The 15262-nt window shown below is 51.6% G+C and carries 12 protein-coding genes and 1 pseudogene; 9 read left to right on the top strand and 4 right to left on the bottom strand.

What is annotated here, in order from left to right:
• Positions 1 to 47: 47 nt before the first annotated feature.
• Positions 48 to 1919 (bottom strand): choice-of-anchor I family protein, encoded by a 1872-nt coding sequence (locus EAO82_RS15415; RefSeq protein ID WP_096346919.1) that lies wholly within the window; start codon positions 1917 to 1919, stop codon positions 48 to 50.
• A gap of 141 nt (positions 1920 to 2060) precedes the next feature.
• Here EAO82_RS15415 and EAO82_RS15410 point away from each other — a divergent pair, with 141 nt between their 5' ends.
• From EAO82_RS15410 to EAO82_RS15385, 7 genes and pseudogenes are all read left to right on the top strand, one after another.
• Positions 2061 to 2672: a DNA-J related domain-containing protein gene (locus tag EAO82_RS15410; protein WP_096346918.1), complete on the top strand. Its 612-nt coding sequence runs from the start codon at positions 2061 to 2063 to the stop codon at positions 2670 to 2672.
• Between the two features lie 180 nt (positions 2673 to 2852).
• Positions 2853 to 3452, top strand: a complete 600-nt coding sequence (locus EAO82_RS15405; protein WP_096346932.1) for a Yip1 family protein — start codon at positions 2853 to 2855, stop codon at positions 3450 to 3452.
• Between the two features lie 129 nt (positions 3453 to 3581).
• Positions 3582 to 3710, top strand: a pseudogene (locus EAO82_RS20825) (tRNA 2-thiocytidine(32) synthetase TtcA); the annotation flags it as partial.
• A gap of 481 nt (positions 3711 to 4191) precedes the next feature.
• Entirely contained in the window at positions 4192 to 5115 is a 924-nt protein-coding gene (locus tag EAO82_RS15400; RefSeq protein ID WP_231703225.1) for a site-specific integrase, read from the top strand.
• Positions 5108 to 6754, top strand: coding sequence for a hypothetical protein (locus EAO82_RS15395; RefSeq protein ID WP_231703224.1), 1647 nt, complete (start codon positions 5108 to 5110; stop codon positions 6752 to 6754). Before EAO82_RS15400 ends, EAO82_RS15395 begins: the two co-directional genes overlap by 8 nt.
• Positions 6744 to 9059: a hypothetical protein gene (locus EAO82_RS15390; RefSeq protein WP_096346916.1), complete on the top strand. Its 2316-nt coding sequence runs from the start codon at positions 6744 to 6746 to the stop codon at positions 9057 to 9059. Before EAO82_RS15395 ends, EAO82_RS15390 begins: the two co-directional genes overlap by 11 nt.
• Position 9060: 1 nt before the next feature.
• Entirely contained in the window at positions 9061 to 9489 is a 429-nt protein-coding gene (locus tag EAO82_RS15385; protein ID WP_096346915.1) for a hypothetical protein, read from the top strand.
• Between the two features lie 136 nt (positions 9490 to 9625).
• Here EAO82_RS15385 and EAO82_RS15380 read toward each other — a convergent pair whose 3' ends face one another.
• On the bottom strand, positions 9626 to 10162 hold the full coding sequence (locus tag EAO82_RS15380) for an exonuclease domain-containing protein (RefSeq protein ID WP_218838620.1): 537 nt from the start codon (positions 10160 to 10162) through the stop codon (positions 9626 to 9628).
• A 294-nt stretch (positions 10163 to 10456) separates the two neighbouring features.
• Between EAO82_RS15380 and istA the strand changes: the two genes are divergently transcribed.
• Both istA and istB read left to right on the top strand, forming a co-directional pair.
• Entirely contained in the window at positions 10457 to 12001 is a 1545-nt protein-coding gene (gene istA, locus EAO82_RS15375) for an IS21 family transposase (protein WP_174958648.1), read from the top strand.
• A 14-nt stretch (positions 12002 to 12015) separates the two neighbouring features.
• Complete coding sequence (gene istB, locus EAO82_RS15370) at positions 12016 to 12771, top strand: IS21-like element helper ATPase IstB (protein WP_153274255.1); 756 nt, start codon at positions 12016 to 12018, stop codon at positions 12769 to 12771.
• 393 nt (positions 12772 to 13164) lie between these two features.
• On the opposite strand, the gene EAO82_RS15365 is transcribed toward istB, so the two are convergent.
• Positions 13165 to 13626, bottom strand: a complete 462-nt coding sequence (locus EAO82_RS15365; protein WP_096346030.1) for an antitoxin Xre/MbcA/ParS toxin-binding domain-containing protein — start codon at positions 13624 to 13626, stop codon at positions 13165 to 13167.
• A 689-nt stretch (positions 13627 to 14315) separates the two neighbouring features.
• The gene (locus EAO82_RS15360) at positions 14316 to 15014 is read right to left on the bottom strand and encodes a hypothetical protein (protein ID WP_096346033.1); all 699 of its coding nucleotides are present in this window, start codon (positions 15012 to 15014) and stop codon (positions 14316 to 14318) included.
• Between the last annotated feature and the right edge of the window lie 248 nt (positions 15015 to 15262).

Genomic DNA, 15262 nt, shown 5'->3' with positions numbered 1-15262 from the left:
ACTGGAAGACCTGTTCGCGCACTGCGGCGCGAACAGGTTATTCGGTATTACAGCTGATCTATCTGATAGATCACCGTGGTGCCGCTAACTTCGTTGCCTACCACCAGCAGAGCTTCACCACTTGGGGAGTCTGCAGCGGGTACGAAATACAAACCTTCCGGGCCCAGGTCGCCCACTGCTGCCAGGTTGGTCTCCGGGTCAAGAAGGAAGTCTTCACGGGTGCTGAAGTAGTCTTCGAAGGCCGGCGCCTGCGGGTCGGTTATATCGTAAACCATGATGCCGCCCATGCGCTCCAGACCAATAAAGGCGAAGGTCTTGTCTCCCAGTTGACCCAGTGCAATACCTTCAGGCTCGGGGCCTTTTGCGTCGCTGCGACTGTCGAAGGCATCGCCTTCATCGTGACCGGTATTGAAGTAGTCCACGCAGGGAATATCCCGGTTGCTGCCGGCAAAGCAGTCGGCGCTGGCCAGATATTGCTCGAATTGATCGCCGGAGTCCCATACCAGAGCACCGTCTTCATCCCAGATCGCGAATGAACGAGCGCCGTAGGAGTACAGCTTGTCGTACATCAGACGATCACCAGCGGGATTCTCGGTACCGGTGGTGTCGAACATGACCGGGCTGCCATCGCTGTTCTTGCGGTAGCCATCCACCCAGGTGATGTTCAAACGGCCGAGGACGTCATCCTCACGGCAATCGCCAGGCTCACCAGCAGAAGCGCCGCAGTAGCCGAAGACGTCCGGATTCAGCAGGGCACCAGCGCCCAGCTCACGCAACTGCGGAGGCAGGTCATCACCGGCGCGACGGTCAAAGCCGTTGGCATGCACCAGATGCTTGACGCGGAACTCTTCAACAAAGCCCTGGCTGGCATCACCGGCCCAGTACAGGTCATTGTCTTCGCCCCAGGCTCTGGCATCGCCTTCGTTGGCGGTGACAATGTAGGTGCTGCCTTCCAGGTTATAGCTGGCGATGGCATCCGGATGATAGATACCCACCACGCCCGGCCAGGTGCTGATGTTCAGCACGCTGTCCTCGTCGCTGGCATCGATGCCATTACCGGCAACACCGTAATCCTTGAAGCCTAGCGGCAGAATATCGGTCACCTGGGCGTCGGCAATATTGATCTTGGCCAGGGCGTTGTTTTCCTGCAGCGCTACCCAGGCGGTGCTGCTGTCGGTGGCGATGGTGATGTACTCAGGTTCCATGTCCTGGGCAACGCTGGCACCGGGGCCGTAAATGCGCACGCCAGCATCTCGCAGCGCGTCGGCTTGCGTGTTGTAAGCGCTGAAGCCGGCAGTGCGCACGTCACCCATGGTGCCGCCGTCCAGTGCAATGATGCTCACTGAGCCTTCGGGATCAACACTGTAGTCATCACTGGGTTCGCCTTCGTTGGCGACCAGCAGATACTCTCCGTTGGGTGTGAAGGTGAGCATGTCGGGCAGCGCGCCTACCTGGGTCGAGTCGATCAGTTGCAGCGTCGTCGCATCGTATATGGCGGCAAAGCCAGGGTCGGTCTTGTTGGCCGCCTCAATAGCGATGGCCAGAAAGCCATTGTGGTAGGCAATGCTGTTGACCACAGCGCCGGCGGCGATGTCTTCGACTGTCAGGCTGCCAGTCCGCGCCGGGTTGGCCAGGTCACGTGCGTCGAGCACATCAACGCTGCCATTCAGCGCGTTGACGACGAAAATTTGCTGGTTCTCAGGATCATACACCGGAATTTCAGCGGCGCTGACACCAAACTCGTTGGAGCTGTAGCGGCCCTGGAAACTCAGTGCAATGCTCTCAGGCGTAATGACGGGTTCGGTAACAGGGGGTGGAACGGCAGCGCCATCATCATCGTCATCATTGCTGCCAGAATTGCAGCCGGCGAGCGCGGCAATCAGCGCCACGGTGCTGGTGGCCATCATCCACTTTTTCATGTCTTTATCCTTGGATTGTGAAAGACGTTATTGATACGGCATAGTGATGACAAACTGATGGCGACTTCTTTTCAGTATGATGACCGTCTTGCTTGGCCGCCATTGGTTGGGGCGGCCGAGGCTTTGGTCTAGACTGGCGGCATGGCTGATATCACTCCCGACGCATTACTCCCTGCCGGTTTCGAGGCTGAGCTGCTGACCCTGCTGGCAGCGCGACCGAACGGCATCGACGAATTTGCCCTGATTCGCGAATTGGCGACGATGTTCCCCGACTCCCTGTTCGCCGCTCCAGATGTGCTGCGCGAGCCACTGAGCTTATTTCAGGCGCATTTTCTCCTGTTTCATGTGCTGCATCGGTTATCTGATCGGCTGGCAAATGAGCGTCTGGAAATTGAGGTGCATGCGTTGCGGATCCGTTTGCTGCCGCGGCGGGGTGGGGTCGATGGCATCGTCACGCCAGACCCGTTGCGCGCCTACTATCTGGACTGGAATCAATGGCTGACCACCCAGGGCGACGATGTAGAGCAATTGCTTCAGGGCTTTCGTCAGGGACCCTTCTCGGTCCCGGAGGATGAGCTTGCGCAGGCGCATGGGGTATTCGAGTTGCCAGTGCCGTCCAGCGCCCAGCAGGTCAAGCGGCGCTATCGATCGCTGGTGCAACAGCATCACCCGGACAAGGGCGGCGAGACGGCGAACATTCAGGCGGTGAATCAGGCTTTCTTAATACTCCAACGCTATTACGGGAAAGCTTGAAGTTGCGAATCACTCTAAGCAAAGCAGCACATTGGCAACAAATTTGTCTATAGTCGATGGCAAGGGAATGCGGCAAACGGTCGCACCTGGACACCCGCTGCCGGCGCTACATCACCACTGCAATCAGAGGTGAAAAAGGTCAGGACCGCGGGAATGAATAATAATTTCGGAGAACTGACCATGATCCACCACGTAGTGGGGTTATTCACCCATCCTGACCAGGAATGGAAGGAAATCAAGGGTGAAGAAGAAACCATAGGCCACATGTACCTGACTCATGTGCTACTGCTCGCTGCCATTCCGGCGGTATCGGCTTATATCGGTACTACCCAGGTGGGCTGGGCGATCGGCACCACTGAAGCGGTCAAACTGACCACTGCCAGCGCACTGTCCATGACGGTTCTTTCCTATCTGGCGATGCTGGTTGGTGTCGCGGTAATGGGCGCCTTCATTCACTGGATGGCGCGCACTTATGATTCCAGCCCTTCTATCAGTGATTGCATCGTGTTTGCTGCTTACACCGCCACGCCACTGTTTATTGCCGGCGTCGCGGCTCTGTATCCGAGCCTTTGGTTGGCCATGTTGGTAGGCACTGCCGCCATCAGCTATACCGTTTACCTGCTGTACCAGGGCATTCCGATTTTCATGGATATTCCACCGGAGGAGGGCTTCATGTTCTCCAGCTCGATTCTCGCCGTCGGTCTTGTTGTACTGGTGGCGATGATCGCTACATCGGTCATTTTCTGGGGTATGGGCGTAGGGCCGATCTACCTTCGCTAGCCAGCGACACCTGTCAAAACTGCTGTAAAACTCAAGCAAAGCCCTCGGACGATGGAAAGTCGCCGGGGGTTTTGTTTTTTAGCGCGGCTATTTCCGGCTAAAATAGGCGTTTTTCTCGCCGGAGTTGCCATGGCCAGCCTGAGTGTCAACCAGAACAAGTTGCAGAAACGCCTGCGCCGCCAGACCGCGGAAGCGGTGACCGATTACAATATGATCGAAGACGGCGACAAGGTGATGGTATGCCTGTCCGGTGGCAAATTATGGGCAATATAGTTTTTGCAAGGAGAGCGTAGCCGGGGTTAGGCCCGCCTGGTCGATAGCTGTAGGCAGAAAGCCCCAGTTTTTGTTTGACAAATTCCGTTATCTGGATAGGCTGAATAGGAATGGAAGCCAGGCCATACTTTTAATAAAACTCATGAGAGTCAAACGATACCAGTTCAACAGTATCCCTTTCGTATCAATTACGGATGAAAACGATTGTCCCGCGAGCGTTTATGCTACTGCTTATCTCTCTACGCAATTTGGCGGGGCTTTCAATACGCAACTGAGGAAGGCCCAAGAACTTTTGTTCGTATTGCATTACTTTGCTCAACGAAAGATCGATCTTGCAGATAGGGTTCTCTCAGGGACATTTATAAGCCAAAGAGAGTACCTCCAGTTTCACACTGCTTCGGCTAGCAAAAAGAACAACGAACCAAGCACACCCACATCCACAGTGCCATATGTTTCCAGCAAGACTATGCGCAATGCACTTTCTGCGAATGCTCGCCAGCTTGTTCGAGTGTCGAACGAAACTCAACAAGGAAGACTTAGGAGACTGCGCAATTATCTCGAATTTCTTTTCCAGGAATTTCACGATTCTTTTAGCGTCAGCTTAATAGTCTCTGAACGGTACGAGAAGCTCTATTCTCAGATCAGACTTGATGAGGAGAGCTTAAGTAGTAATGTTCCGCAACGAGTAGCAAATATCACAGACTCTGTTATATCGGACCAAGATTTCGTGCGATTGTTAGAAATGATTCTCCCGTCATCTGAGAATAATCCGTTCAAAGGTTCTAAGATTAGAAACTACTTGATAGTGTCCGTGTTAGCCCAAAGCGGTATCCGGCGGGGTGCGCTCGCCAAACTGAAGATTTCAGACCTCCAGTTTTATGGAAGCTTTGACCAGATAAAAGTTTACCGCTCAGATATAGATTATGATGATCACCGTTTAGAAAAGCCGAAACAAAAAACTAAGTCTCATATAGCAATTATCTCTCCATATCTAATGGGGCAGATCAAGTATTATATCAATCATGTTAGAAGTGAAATTCCCGGTACCGAGCAGCATGACTTTATTTTTGTGAGCGAGAAGGGATCCCGAGGTACATTGGGGATGCCGCTATCATTGAAATCAATAAATATGATCTTTAAGCGCCTGTCTGAGAGCTTGAAATTGCATGTTCATCCTCATCTTCTTAGGCACAAATGGAACGAAACATTTGATAAAAAGGGTGCTGAATTAAAAATAGATTACCGATTGCTTGAAGACGCTCGTAAATACGCTATGGGCTGGTCCGCAAATACCAGTATGAATCAGATCTATAATGAAAAACGAATAGCAGAGAGGGCCATAGCTATTTCCGCCGCACACCAAAAGCGAGTGGATCAAAAGAATGATTAATAGCATGGAGATTCGCCGCAAGGAAAACCTTTTATTAGACGGAATACCGTTGATGGTAATTTGTAAATCTGGTATGGAGGTTAACATCCTAGATAACGAATGGAGGATTCTGCCATCAACCAGTAAAGGTTATTTGATTTCTGTTGATTGGCTACACAGCTCTCCTATGCCTGATAAAGATTGGCGTCAGCTTTTGGAAGTATTTATCCATTATCTCCGAACGAAGGCAGCCAGCACCGTTTCGGGGGTCGTCTGTAATTCCAAGCCGCATCTGGTCAATGGTTTCCCAGATCTCGCTGCGCTCAAGTCTAAATGGAGTGGATTGCCAACTCATCAAAAAAAAACCATTAACCAGGTTTTTGGTACGCTTCGAAAACTAGGCCATAAAAATTTTGCTGGTCATCACGAATTTACTAAGAATCACCTGGATAGGGAATCCAGTAATTTCCTTAATCCAGCCAAAGGTGCCTTAACAGAGTTGGAGTTCGATCAGCTAGCAAAATTGATAAATAACACTCTAGCTACAATTGATTGGTCACAGCCAGCAAATCTCTCATTTTACCGGACGACTGTCTTCAGACGTATTTGTAATGCTGTTGCGAGCAAATTAATGATTGCGACTGTAAGGCGCCCCATTCAGTTGTCACTGCTTAAGTGGTGCGATTTGATTCCAGCGGGAGCAAATTTTAAGAACCATGATATTGAAGTGATGAATGAAGTAGGTACGCTGGGTGCATCGACATTACAGCTTAGGGTATATCATGCAAAAGAGGCAGGTAGCGGACCAAGGTCTCATCCAGAGCGCTATCCGCTTCATCTTTCTGAAGAGCTGTCTATGACATTACTTCAGTACAAAAAGCTTTATATGCGGGGGGTGAATCTGTTTCTGGAATCTTGCGGGTTTAGGGTTGAGCAAGAGAGCCTCTTACATATGGCAAGCAATATGCCGATCTTCCCAAGCTTAGAATTGTTTAGCTGGCAGGTGTCCTGCCTCAATACATTCATGAGTGCATTTACATCTAAGTCGACCTTATTTCATGCATCTGACGCACAACTTACCTTTAGATTAACTGTGCCGTCAGATAGGGCAACAACTTGCATTGTGACCAATAACAGAATTCGCCACACCGCGCTGACGCGAGGAGCTCAACAAGGACTTCCCGTTGCGCAGTTAGCGCGAATCACAGGTGTGACGATTCCGGCGGCCAGACATTATATCGATATGGACTATGAGTCGCGTCGGATGATCGATGAAAATTATTTGGGTAATGAGTTCCTCAAACAGGCCTTTTCTGCGTCGGTCACTCTCGCTCCGGAGGGGCAAGAGATAATTGTAAGCCATTCTTTCAATGAAGTTGGGGGCGTTAGAAACAAGCCGACTTGCAATACTTGTGTGGCTAAGCTAGGGAGGCCATTAGGTTGTTATGGGTGTCCGAACTTCCGACCCTTTCTCGAGGCTGACCATCGGGCTGAATTGGATTTTGCTCAAAGTAAACTGGACATTAACCGTAGATTTCTAATTAATCCTCTCGAAACTAAGAGTATTAGTAGATTAGAAACTCAGATCGAATGGATTAAAATTACGATCGCTCTCTGTGACGATATTCTGCTAAAGCAAAAGGCTTTCGATGTTAAATAAATATCTAGACCGCCTTGAGAAGCTGATCCATGAGTGTCAAAAACAAAAGCTAACTCAGTTTTGTGGTCCAGAAGAAAAGATGGCCCAATGGAGTGATCTCGTCTGGTATCACATTGACCCTAACACCGGTCGAAAGGTCCGTTTTCTCTGTGGAAGGCACGGATTAAAAGGGAAGGCGGGAGCTGGGAATAGATCTGAGTACGCACTGCGCCATCCATATGATCAGCTTATTAAAATTTGGATCATTGAAGTCAATAATATGGGGGTTTCGGCAGGCCATAGGCAGGCATTAGTCGTATATGCTAGACGTTTATTGTCGGAGATGCAGGGGGAGCTATACTCACAGAACACTAGTAGTTTGGTTGAGTTCATGAGCCTGTACCATCATCAGGATCGTATAGCAAACTTCATTGAATTCTGCATTGCAAAAGGTTTGATGCCTAAAATATCAATACCGCGGTCTGTGGACAAACGTGACCGTACAGGCCACGCGGTGTTCGATTCTAGAGTCGATAGCATGCCTAAGGTTGAAGTTATTCAGGCCCTAGGGACTATTCACCATCAAATATTTCAAACAGTCAGTCAAAACGGATCAGTGAGTACGGGCAGCGAAATTAATATGCTCGATGCCTTTGTTTCAACAGCGGCGTTGTTGGGTTTGGCCTCACCCAATCGCATTAGTGCCGAATTACCTCTTATTCCCAGCCAGCAACTTAACACCTTTTCAGAAAGTGAAAATTGTAAAGTTTACTACCTTGACTGGCCGGGGAGTAAAGGATTCAAGAACAACCGTAACCATATACTTGCGGCCTTAGCACCTGAGGTGGAACGAGCAGTTAATTTTTTCTTTCTCGCCTGTGAGCCGGCTCGGGTGCTGTGCCGTTTTTACGAGAATCCCAGACAAAGCCTTAGGACGCTGTTAGGGAGATTTAAAGTATCTAATGCTGCAAGTAGTAATCTCAATTTCGATACGGTACCAAACCTGTTCGTGTTAGGTTATGCGCTCGGTTTCTACGAAGTTGACGCTATTGTGCCAGTCATTTTGCCTCGCCACGGTGTTCCTCAAACGGCTCACAAAAGGGGCAAAGTCCCCTCATGCTTCACAGATAAACCTATTCATGCGCTTGAATCTAATGATCTATTGTCGACATCCATTTATTCTCGAGCCCAAAATCTGAGCATTCCCACGCTGATGGGTTATCAGACCTTGAGTGTTCAAGGACAGAGGATTTTGGGTTGTGCTGGTAAAACCTCGATCACCGTTGGCGAGTTACAGGACAACTGGATTCGATATTTCACGACGACGCTTTTACCTGAGTTTCCGGATTCTTTTGCTGCAAGTGAAGGAAAAATCAGGCTGAAGAACGCGTTGTTTTGTTTATTAGGATCACAGGTATATGGAAGGTCGGCCGTGAGGTCGGGCGGCCGGGTGTTGTCAAGATCTCACTATAACATCACCCCTATGCATTCACTTTCGAGTCAGATCACTGGGCGTCTGAGAGGTGGAAATTGGTGGGTAACTATTTTTGAAAGTTATGGATTTGAGGGTCTAAGTTTGAAGCCGCACAGTCTTCGTCACTTCGGCAACACGCTTGCAGAGCTCAGCGATATCCCTCGCGAAATAATCACGGCTTGGTCGGGTCGTAAAGACAAAGAACAAACGGAGGCCTATTTGCACCGTAGGCATGAGGAGCAACCAGCACGTGTGCGTACCGTGATGGACAAATCTGACCCCAAAAAAAGGGAGATTCGTGTTGTGGCACGAGAGTCGATCAAACAAATAGCAAATTTGCCCGCAACCGTGACATCTTCTGGAGTCTGTACACAAGAGCTTAATCTTAATCCTTGCGAGTATCTCAACGATTTCGTTACTCAGTGCTTTATGTGTTCCGCTGCGTGTCATATTGCTGGTGATGCCGCTGGGATAGAGCTCTTTCAAAAAGATTATCAAGTACAGGTAGCAAGGCTCGACAATTTAAAAGCTGACAGGCGCATGAGGTCTTCTATAGCCATGCAGAGATGGTTTGTTATTCATTCTAAAAATACTTATGTTTTGGCGAGCTTGCTTGATTTAATGAATACCCTTAGAAAAGGCACTATCATTCGCTATTCACCAGGCGCGAGTGAGTTTCACGTTACAGATGTGGATACAAAAAAGTGCACAAAGAGCCATTGTCATCTTCCTGACGTGGAGGAGGAATTGCGGATACTGCTTACCGATCAATCTGATGACAAAAGCTCTACGTCCAACCCCCAGCTAATTAGTTTGCTTTCGACGTTCGGATTATCAGGCGGGGAGGGGTGATATGGCGAGCCCAAAGATTTCTGCGCAACAGCAACGGAAGATCGAGGTCATGCTGACAAAATGGTCCGGAAAACTGACCTGGGAGGCTCTGGTCTCACAATTAGAATTAGCTATGGGGCTGAAGACGACCCGACAAACGCTATCAAGCTATGCAGGAATCGCGGCCTGCTATAAGAAAAGGAAGGCTCAACTTCGTGGGGCTACCCCGGCGGTCTACACTAAAATCTCTCTTTCAGATATCACCCTTATAGAGCGTATTGAAAGACTTGAAGCGGAGATTATCGTTCTAACCAGAAACAATGCTGAACAATTGCGGATGATTGAGAGGATGCTTGCGAATGCCCGTTCGATTCCTAACCTCGATTTGAAGGATTTGATTCAATCGAGGCCAGAAGAGAGTTTGAAGTCTATGCCTAGAAGGGCCAGATGAAGCGTTCTGACGAGCAAGCCTAGAGCTGAAAAACGGATATCGATACCTAGCTGGTATTTTATTACATAGCTGGAGATTCAGGGCAACCCCGCAATTCACACACGCCCTAGACAAGCATTATCAATGAGGCTGGCACTTAGGGTTGAGGAGATTGATACTCTTTCAAGGCCGGTTTCGGCAAAGTGAGTAATTCCTCCTCCAGTGACCAGTCCATAAAGGGCAAAAGCCTTGAGATATTTCGAGCATCATCTACCCCCCGATGATGATTGCCCTCAAATACCAAATCATGAAACGCCATCGCGTTGGTTAGCCCGGTTTTCTTTCTCTGTCCCGTTGTGCGTCGCCATAGACGTTTTAGATTCAGATGGGGATAGTTGAGAATGAAAGCCTCTGGCCCACTACGATCATTTTGAGCGGTCAAATGCTTCAGATCGTAATTGCCCCAACTGCACCAGATGAAATCTTTTGTAGGTTGCCCCAACCAAAAATTTAATTTTTGAATCGCCTCTGGAAAAGTTAATGCTGTATCTACCATTGACTGGGTTATGCCGGTCAATTCCGTGCAAAAACTACTTAAGGTTGAATATCTTTCAGGCTTGACCAAAAAGCTTCGAGTATCCAATATCCTGCCCGCGCGGGTTGTCAGCGCGCACCCCAGTTCGATAATTTCCATATTATCGATGCTTTGAGCTTCTTTGTCGGGCGTTGTCTGGTTCTCCCAACACGTTGCCTCGAGCTGCATATTCCGGCCCATCGTGACCGCCCATTCCGTTTGAACGTGACCGCCTGTTCCGGGCTAACGTGACCGCTCATTCCGTTTTATCGTGACCGATTTTGGGTGATATCCCGGAATCACCGGTCACGATGCCGGAATCGTCGGTCACGTTCCCCCGGAATCACTGCCAACACACTGGAATTCTTCAACTTAATCGCGCATACCGCTTCCTTTTTTCACGAGGAAGAGCGGATGCCGGCTGCGAGGATTTCCATGCGACAGATCATCGAGGTCTTGCGCCTCAAATACGAAGCCGGTCTCAGTCACGAGCGCATTGCTCGTGCCTGCGGACTCTCCAAGGGCGTGGTCGGCAAGTACGTCAGCCTGGCCCAGGTTCAGGGCGTTACCTGGCCACTGCCGAAGGACCTGGACAAGGTTCGGCTGTACGCGCTGCTGTTCCCGGCCAAGGCGCCACCGTCACGCTTTGCCGAGCCCGACTACTTCGAGGTTCATCAAGAGCTCAAGACCAAAGGCGTCACTCTGCAACTGCTCTGGGCCGAATACGTAGAACGCCACGGCGACAAGGCGTATCGCTACAGCCAGTACTGCCACCACTACCGGCTCTGGCGTGGCCGGCAGCGCCGCAGCATGCGACAGGTCCACCGGGCTGGCGAGAAGATCTTTATCGATTACTGCGGCCCTACTGTGCCGGTGGTGGACCGCTCTACCGGTGAGGTGCGCAAGGCCCAGGTCTTTGTGGCAGTGCTGGGCGCGTCCAGTTACACCTTCGCCGAGGCTACCTGGAGCCAGAGCCTTCCAGACTGGATCGCCTCCCACCAAAGGATGTTCAGGTTCTTTGGCGGGGTACCGGAACTGCTGGTTCCGGATAACCTCAAGGCGGCGGTGACCAAGGCGGACCGCTACAGTCCGACGATCAACGAGACCTATGCTGAGCTGGCCTGCCATTACCAGACGGCGGTATTGCCAGCACGGCCCTACAAGCCCAAGGATAAGGCGAAGGCCGAGACGTCGGTGCTGTTGGTCGAGCGCTGGATCCTGGCCCGTTTACGGCATCAGATGTTCTTCTCCCTGGCCGAACTCAATGCCGCCATTGCAGCGTTGCTACCAGCCCTGAACCAGCGCCTGTTCCAGGGTCGAACCGAGAGCCGTCAGAGCCTGTTCGACGCACTTGATCGACCGGCACTGCGGCCTCTGCCAGTAGCGCCCTATACCTACGCCGAATGGCGCAAGGCCAGGCCAGGCATCGACTACCACATCGAGGTCGACAAACGCCTGTACAGCGTACCTCACGCCTTGGTGGGGCTGGTTCTGGACGTACGGTTAACGGATACCGCCCTGGAGGTCATGCACAAGGGCCAGCGGGTGGCATTACATCCCCGCCACGGGAAGAGCCGCTTCGTAACCCTGACCGAACACATGCCCAAGGCGCATCAGGCCCACAAGGACTGGTCGCCGCAGCGCTTCCTCAACTGGGCCAAGGACATCGGCCCCGGCACGCTGGAGGTGGTGCAGAGCCAGCTCAAGGACCGCCCTCATCCAGAGCATGGCTACCGCGCTTGTTTGGGATTGCTGAGTCTCAGTCGGCGCTACAGCCGTGAACGCCTTGAACAAGCCTGTGCCCGGGCGCTGTCGATCAACTCGGCCAGCTACCAGAGCATCACCTCGATCCTGAAACAGGGGCTGGACCAGTTCCCGCTGCCTCTGGCCGACGATGAGCGTGACCTGACCGACCTGCCGGCGCACACCAACGTTCGCGGCCCGCATTACTACCACTGATCCCGGAGAGACCTATGCTGACTCACAACACACTCAACACCCTGCGCCACCTCAAGCTAACGGGCATGTGCGACGCCTTGGAACAGCAGCGGGCGCAGCCCGCAACCCATGACCTGGCGTTCGAGGAGCGCCTGGCCCTGCTGGTAGACCGGGAAGTGCTGCACCGGGAGAACCGTCGGCTGGACCGGCTACTGAAGGCTGCTCGCTTGCGCGTGCAGGCCTGCATCGAAGACATCGACTATCGCCACCCGCGAGGGCTGGAACGTTCCCGTATGGCAGGCCTGGCCAGCTGTGACTGGATCGGTCAATCGCTGAATCTGTGTATCACCGGTCCCACCGGCTGTGGCAAGACATGGCTGGCTTGCGCCCTGGGCAACCAGGCCTGCCGCCAAGGGCTATCCGTCCGCTACTTGCGGGTGCCACGGCTGTTCGAGCAAGTGCGGATCGCCCACGGCGATGGCAGCTACGCCCGCCTGATGACGCAGCTGTTGAAAACCGATCTGCTGATTCTAGATGACTGGGGCATGCAGAAGGTCAATGCCCAGCAACGACAGGATCTGATGGAGGTGATCGAGGACCGTCATGGACGTGGTTCAACGCTCATTGCCAGTCAGCTACCCACCGAACACTGGCACGAGTACATCGGCTCCGCCACGCTCGCCGACGCCATCCTGGACCGGCTCCTGCACGGCGCCCACCGGCTCAATCTGAAGGGGGAATCACTGAGAAAGGCTAACGCTCAAAACGCGGTATCGATTGACCCATCGTGACCGCTCAGAGTACAAAACCCGTTCCAGCGTGAAGGCCGTGTGCAAATCGGTCACGATCACCGGAATGACCGGTCACGTTCGCCGGAATACGCACGAGATCCACAACCAACAATAAAGCATCCTCCTTGGCTTTGTATCCATGTGTATTCAATGTCATTTGAAGCTCATAGTGAACTATCTGGAAAGCTTATAGGGCTTGGGAGCGAGCTTGTACATTGCTCGCTCAGGTGCGCCAATATCTTCGGTTTCAAGGATATCGAGGAGCCTACCTCCCTCTAACCATCCCCGTCATTCTCCATCTCCTCTCCATTGCATTCAGTGGATAGACCGCGAGGCTAATCGCACAGGTCAGATTGTCTATTAAGGGCGCTAGATTTGCCCATATACGATGCCTCACGCCGCGCTTCCTGACTCGATTGCGTGCAGGATGCGACGTACCTGCCTCCCCCCGAGCTCTGTATCACACAAGCTAACCGGAGGCTCGCCTCCCAGAGCATCGTTTGGAGTCGATAGCCATTGTGCCGCGTACTCGTCTCGCTCGAATAGAACACGCGCTAGTAGAGCAACCTGCATCAATCGCACAATGCGCTCAGAAGCCATAGAATCTAGCGGCTTCCCGTCCTTTAGCCTACGTTTCACTGTCGCAATAGCCAGATTTAACGCTCTACACAACATATTCTGATTTATGTTGAGAGCTACTAGGGTCATCTGGATTGTTTCTGGGGGCAGCCCTTTCCGGATCATGGCAATGCGTTCGATTTCTTTCAGTTCCGCCATGCTCTCCGCAGCCTGCCAGAAACTTACGTTCGTTGAGAGAACAGGAATGGCTTTGAAGTGCTCGGGTAGATCAATCATAGGCACCACCAACTGAATTTTTGGATAACACCAAGATAAGCCATTTTGTCGAATGCACAACGAGTGAATAACCGATGATTGATTTGCCGCAAAGGCGGATACCTGGAGCCAGCTTTTCAGCGCCCGGAAACACTCTGACCAGCGATGGACAGAGAAGAGAGAGGTCTCCGCAGCTTTCTGGGCATGACTGCTTTCCATCTGACCTAGCGCACTCTTACCGCAACCGTGTCCGCCAATGCTCTGCGTCGCTCGCGCCCTGATCTTCCGTGTCGCTGGGCTCAATCTGCTATACGAGCTTTTCAATGTTATGGTTTCTTTTTCCAGCGCTTTTTCGGTGGCACATGTCTGTGCGACTGGTTTTGGCTACCTGGGCGAGCAATTGCCGGACTGCGGTATTGGTGTATTGACCGGGAGCAGCAGCTGAACAATCGGGAGGAAAGTCCTAGCCAAGAAGCAATAGTGCGGGAGTAACCGCTACAACTCGCACTTGTAGCGGTGCAGAATCTCCATTCCGATGCGCTCGATTTCGGCTCGGGCGATTTCGCGCTCAGCTTCGGTCAGCTCTTCGCCTTCAAAAGCACCGGCATGCTCACTAGCGTCTAGGAGCAGACTTGCAATGTATGTTTGGGCCGCCTGTCGGGCTAGTGTTCCTCTAATGAGGTTATGAGGCGGTGACGCTGAGATGTACTTCATTCGCCAGCCCCGCTGCTCTCGGTAGCAGATTCGGATGAGCTAAAGTCAATCCGTCGAGCTACTTGGCCAGTTGTGTTGGAGATCTTGTAGATACTATTGTCAGACCGCAGGTAGATAAAACCTTTGTCCGCGATCACTAGTGTGCCAGTGATATTTCCATCCTCCGTGGCAACGGTGTGCTCCCTTAGCAGGTCGTCTGGTTGAGAAATTCCAAGGCTTACCAAAGTGTTTTTTTCTGCTTTTTCGCTTCCTGCGATGATGGTCCAGCTGGGACCCATGACAAGAAGCATGGTCAGCGGGAGTGCAACGCAGGTGGCTCCCCAAATACGTTCAGTTATTGACCAAGCAGGGTACATCGATTGGTATGGAGGGTAGAACAAAAATGCAACTACTAGCGAAACAATAGGAATGGCAATGTTAACCACCCATACGCTTCCTTTCATCATCGACTCTAATAGAAATACGTACCCGTGTAGCAACAGCGTAGGAAGGCTAATTTCCAGCTCGCCCATCTCTATCCCAAGTTTGCTAAGATACCCAGCAAGAAATAAATACCCAGCTCCGGTTAGCAATCCATTTATTAAAAGCAGAACTCTAGGGAGCCAGTTAACTAATGGTGCAATTGATGTCTCGACTTTTGTCCCTTTAGCTTGCTTTTTTGGCTGCTTAGGGATGCTCCACCTTTTTTTGACCATACATTGATCATCCTTGATAAAAACCAAAGTTTATCATGGCTGCCTATCACCAGCTCAGCTGTCGGCACGCTCGACGTCTGCTCCATGCCCGTATACACGGACTTTAATGTCTGGACCTAACAGCTCGCTAATTGGACTCGCGTCTCACAGCTTGCGCAAGGGCTTCGATGTTGGCGGCTGTTGTCGGCACCGCATGGCGTCAGTACCGTCAAAGTTGGCTTACATACAGCAGGTCAGGGCATACAAGG

The organism is Halopseudomonas pelagia (assembly GCF_009497895.1).
Taxonomy (GTDB): Bacteria; Pseudomonadota; Gammaproteobacteria; order Pseudomonadales; family Pseudomonadaceae; genus Halopseudomonas; species Halopseudomonas pelagia_A.
The sequence above is the reverse complement of the archived record's forward strand: the minus strand, read 5'-3'. Positions and strand labels throughout refer to the sequence as shown.

What these genes read in the sequence shown, in the direction of transcription:
- EAO82_RS15415 (WP_096346919.1), bottom strand. Translation starts at nt 1,919, where the DNA reads ATGAAAAAGTGGATGATGGCCACCAGCACCGTGGCGCTGATTGCCGCG.
- EAO82_RS15410 (WP_096346918.1), top strand. Translation starts at nt 2,061, where the DNA reads ATGGCTGATATCACTCCCGACGCATTACTCCCTGCCGGTTTCGAGGCT.
- EAO82_RS15405 (WP_096346932.1), top strand. Translation starts at nt 2,853, where the DNA reads ATGATCCACCACGTAGTGGGGTTATTCACCCATCCTGACCAGGAATGG.
- EAO82_RS15400 (WP_231703225.1), top strand. Translation starts at nt 4,192, where the DNA reads ATGCGCAATGCACTTTCTGCGAATGCTCGCCAGCTTGTTCGAGTGTCG.
- EAO82_RS15395 (WP_231703224.1), top strand. Translation starts at nt 5,108, where the DNA reads ATGATTAATAGCATGGAGATTCGCCGCAAGGAAAACCTTTTATTAGAC.
- EAO82_RS15390 (WP_096346916.1), top strand. Translation starts at nt 6,744, where the DNA reads ATGTTAAATAAATATCTAGACCGCCTTGAGAAGCTGATCCATGAGTGT.
- EAO82_RS15385 (WP_096346915.1), top strand. Translation starts at nt 9,061, where the DNA reads ATGGCGAGCCCAAAGATTTCTGCGCAACAGCAACGGAAGATCGAGGTC.
- EAO82_RS15380 (WP_218838620.1), bottom strand. Translation starts at nt 10,162, where the DNA reads ATGGAAATTATCGAACTGGGGTGCGCGCTGACAACCCGCGCGGGCAGG.
- istA (WP_174958648.1), top strand. Translation starts at nt 10,457, where the DNA reads ATGCCGGCTGCGAGGATTTCCATGCGACAGATCATCGAGGTCTTGCGC.
- istB (WP_153274255.1), top strand. Translation starts at nt 12,016, where the DNA reads ATGCTGACTCACAACACACTCAACACCCTGCGCCACCTCAAGCTAACG.
- EAO82_RS15365 (WP_096346030.1), bottom strand. Translation starts at nt 13,626, where the DNA reads ATGATTGATCTACCCGAGCACTTCAAAGCCATTCCTGTTCTCTCAACG.
- EAO82_RS15360 (WP_096346033.1), bottom strand. Translation starts at nt 15,014, where the DNA reads ATGGTCAAAAAAAGGTGGAGCATCCCTAAGCAGCCAAAAAAGCAAGCT.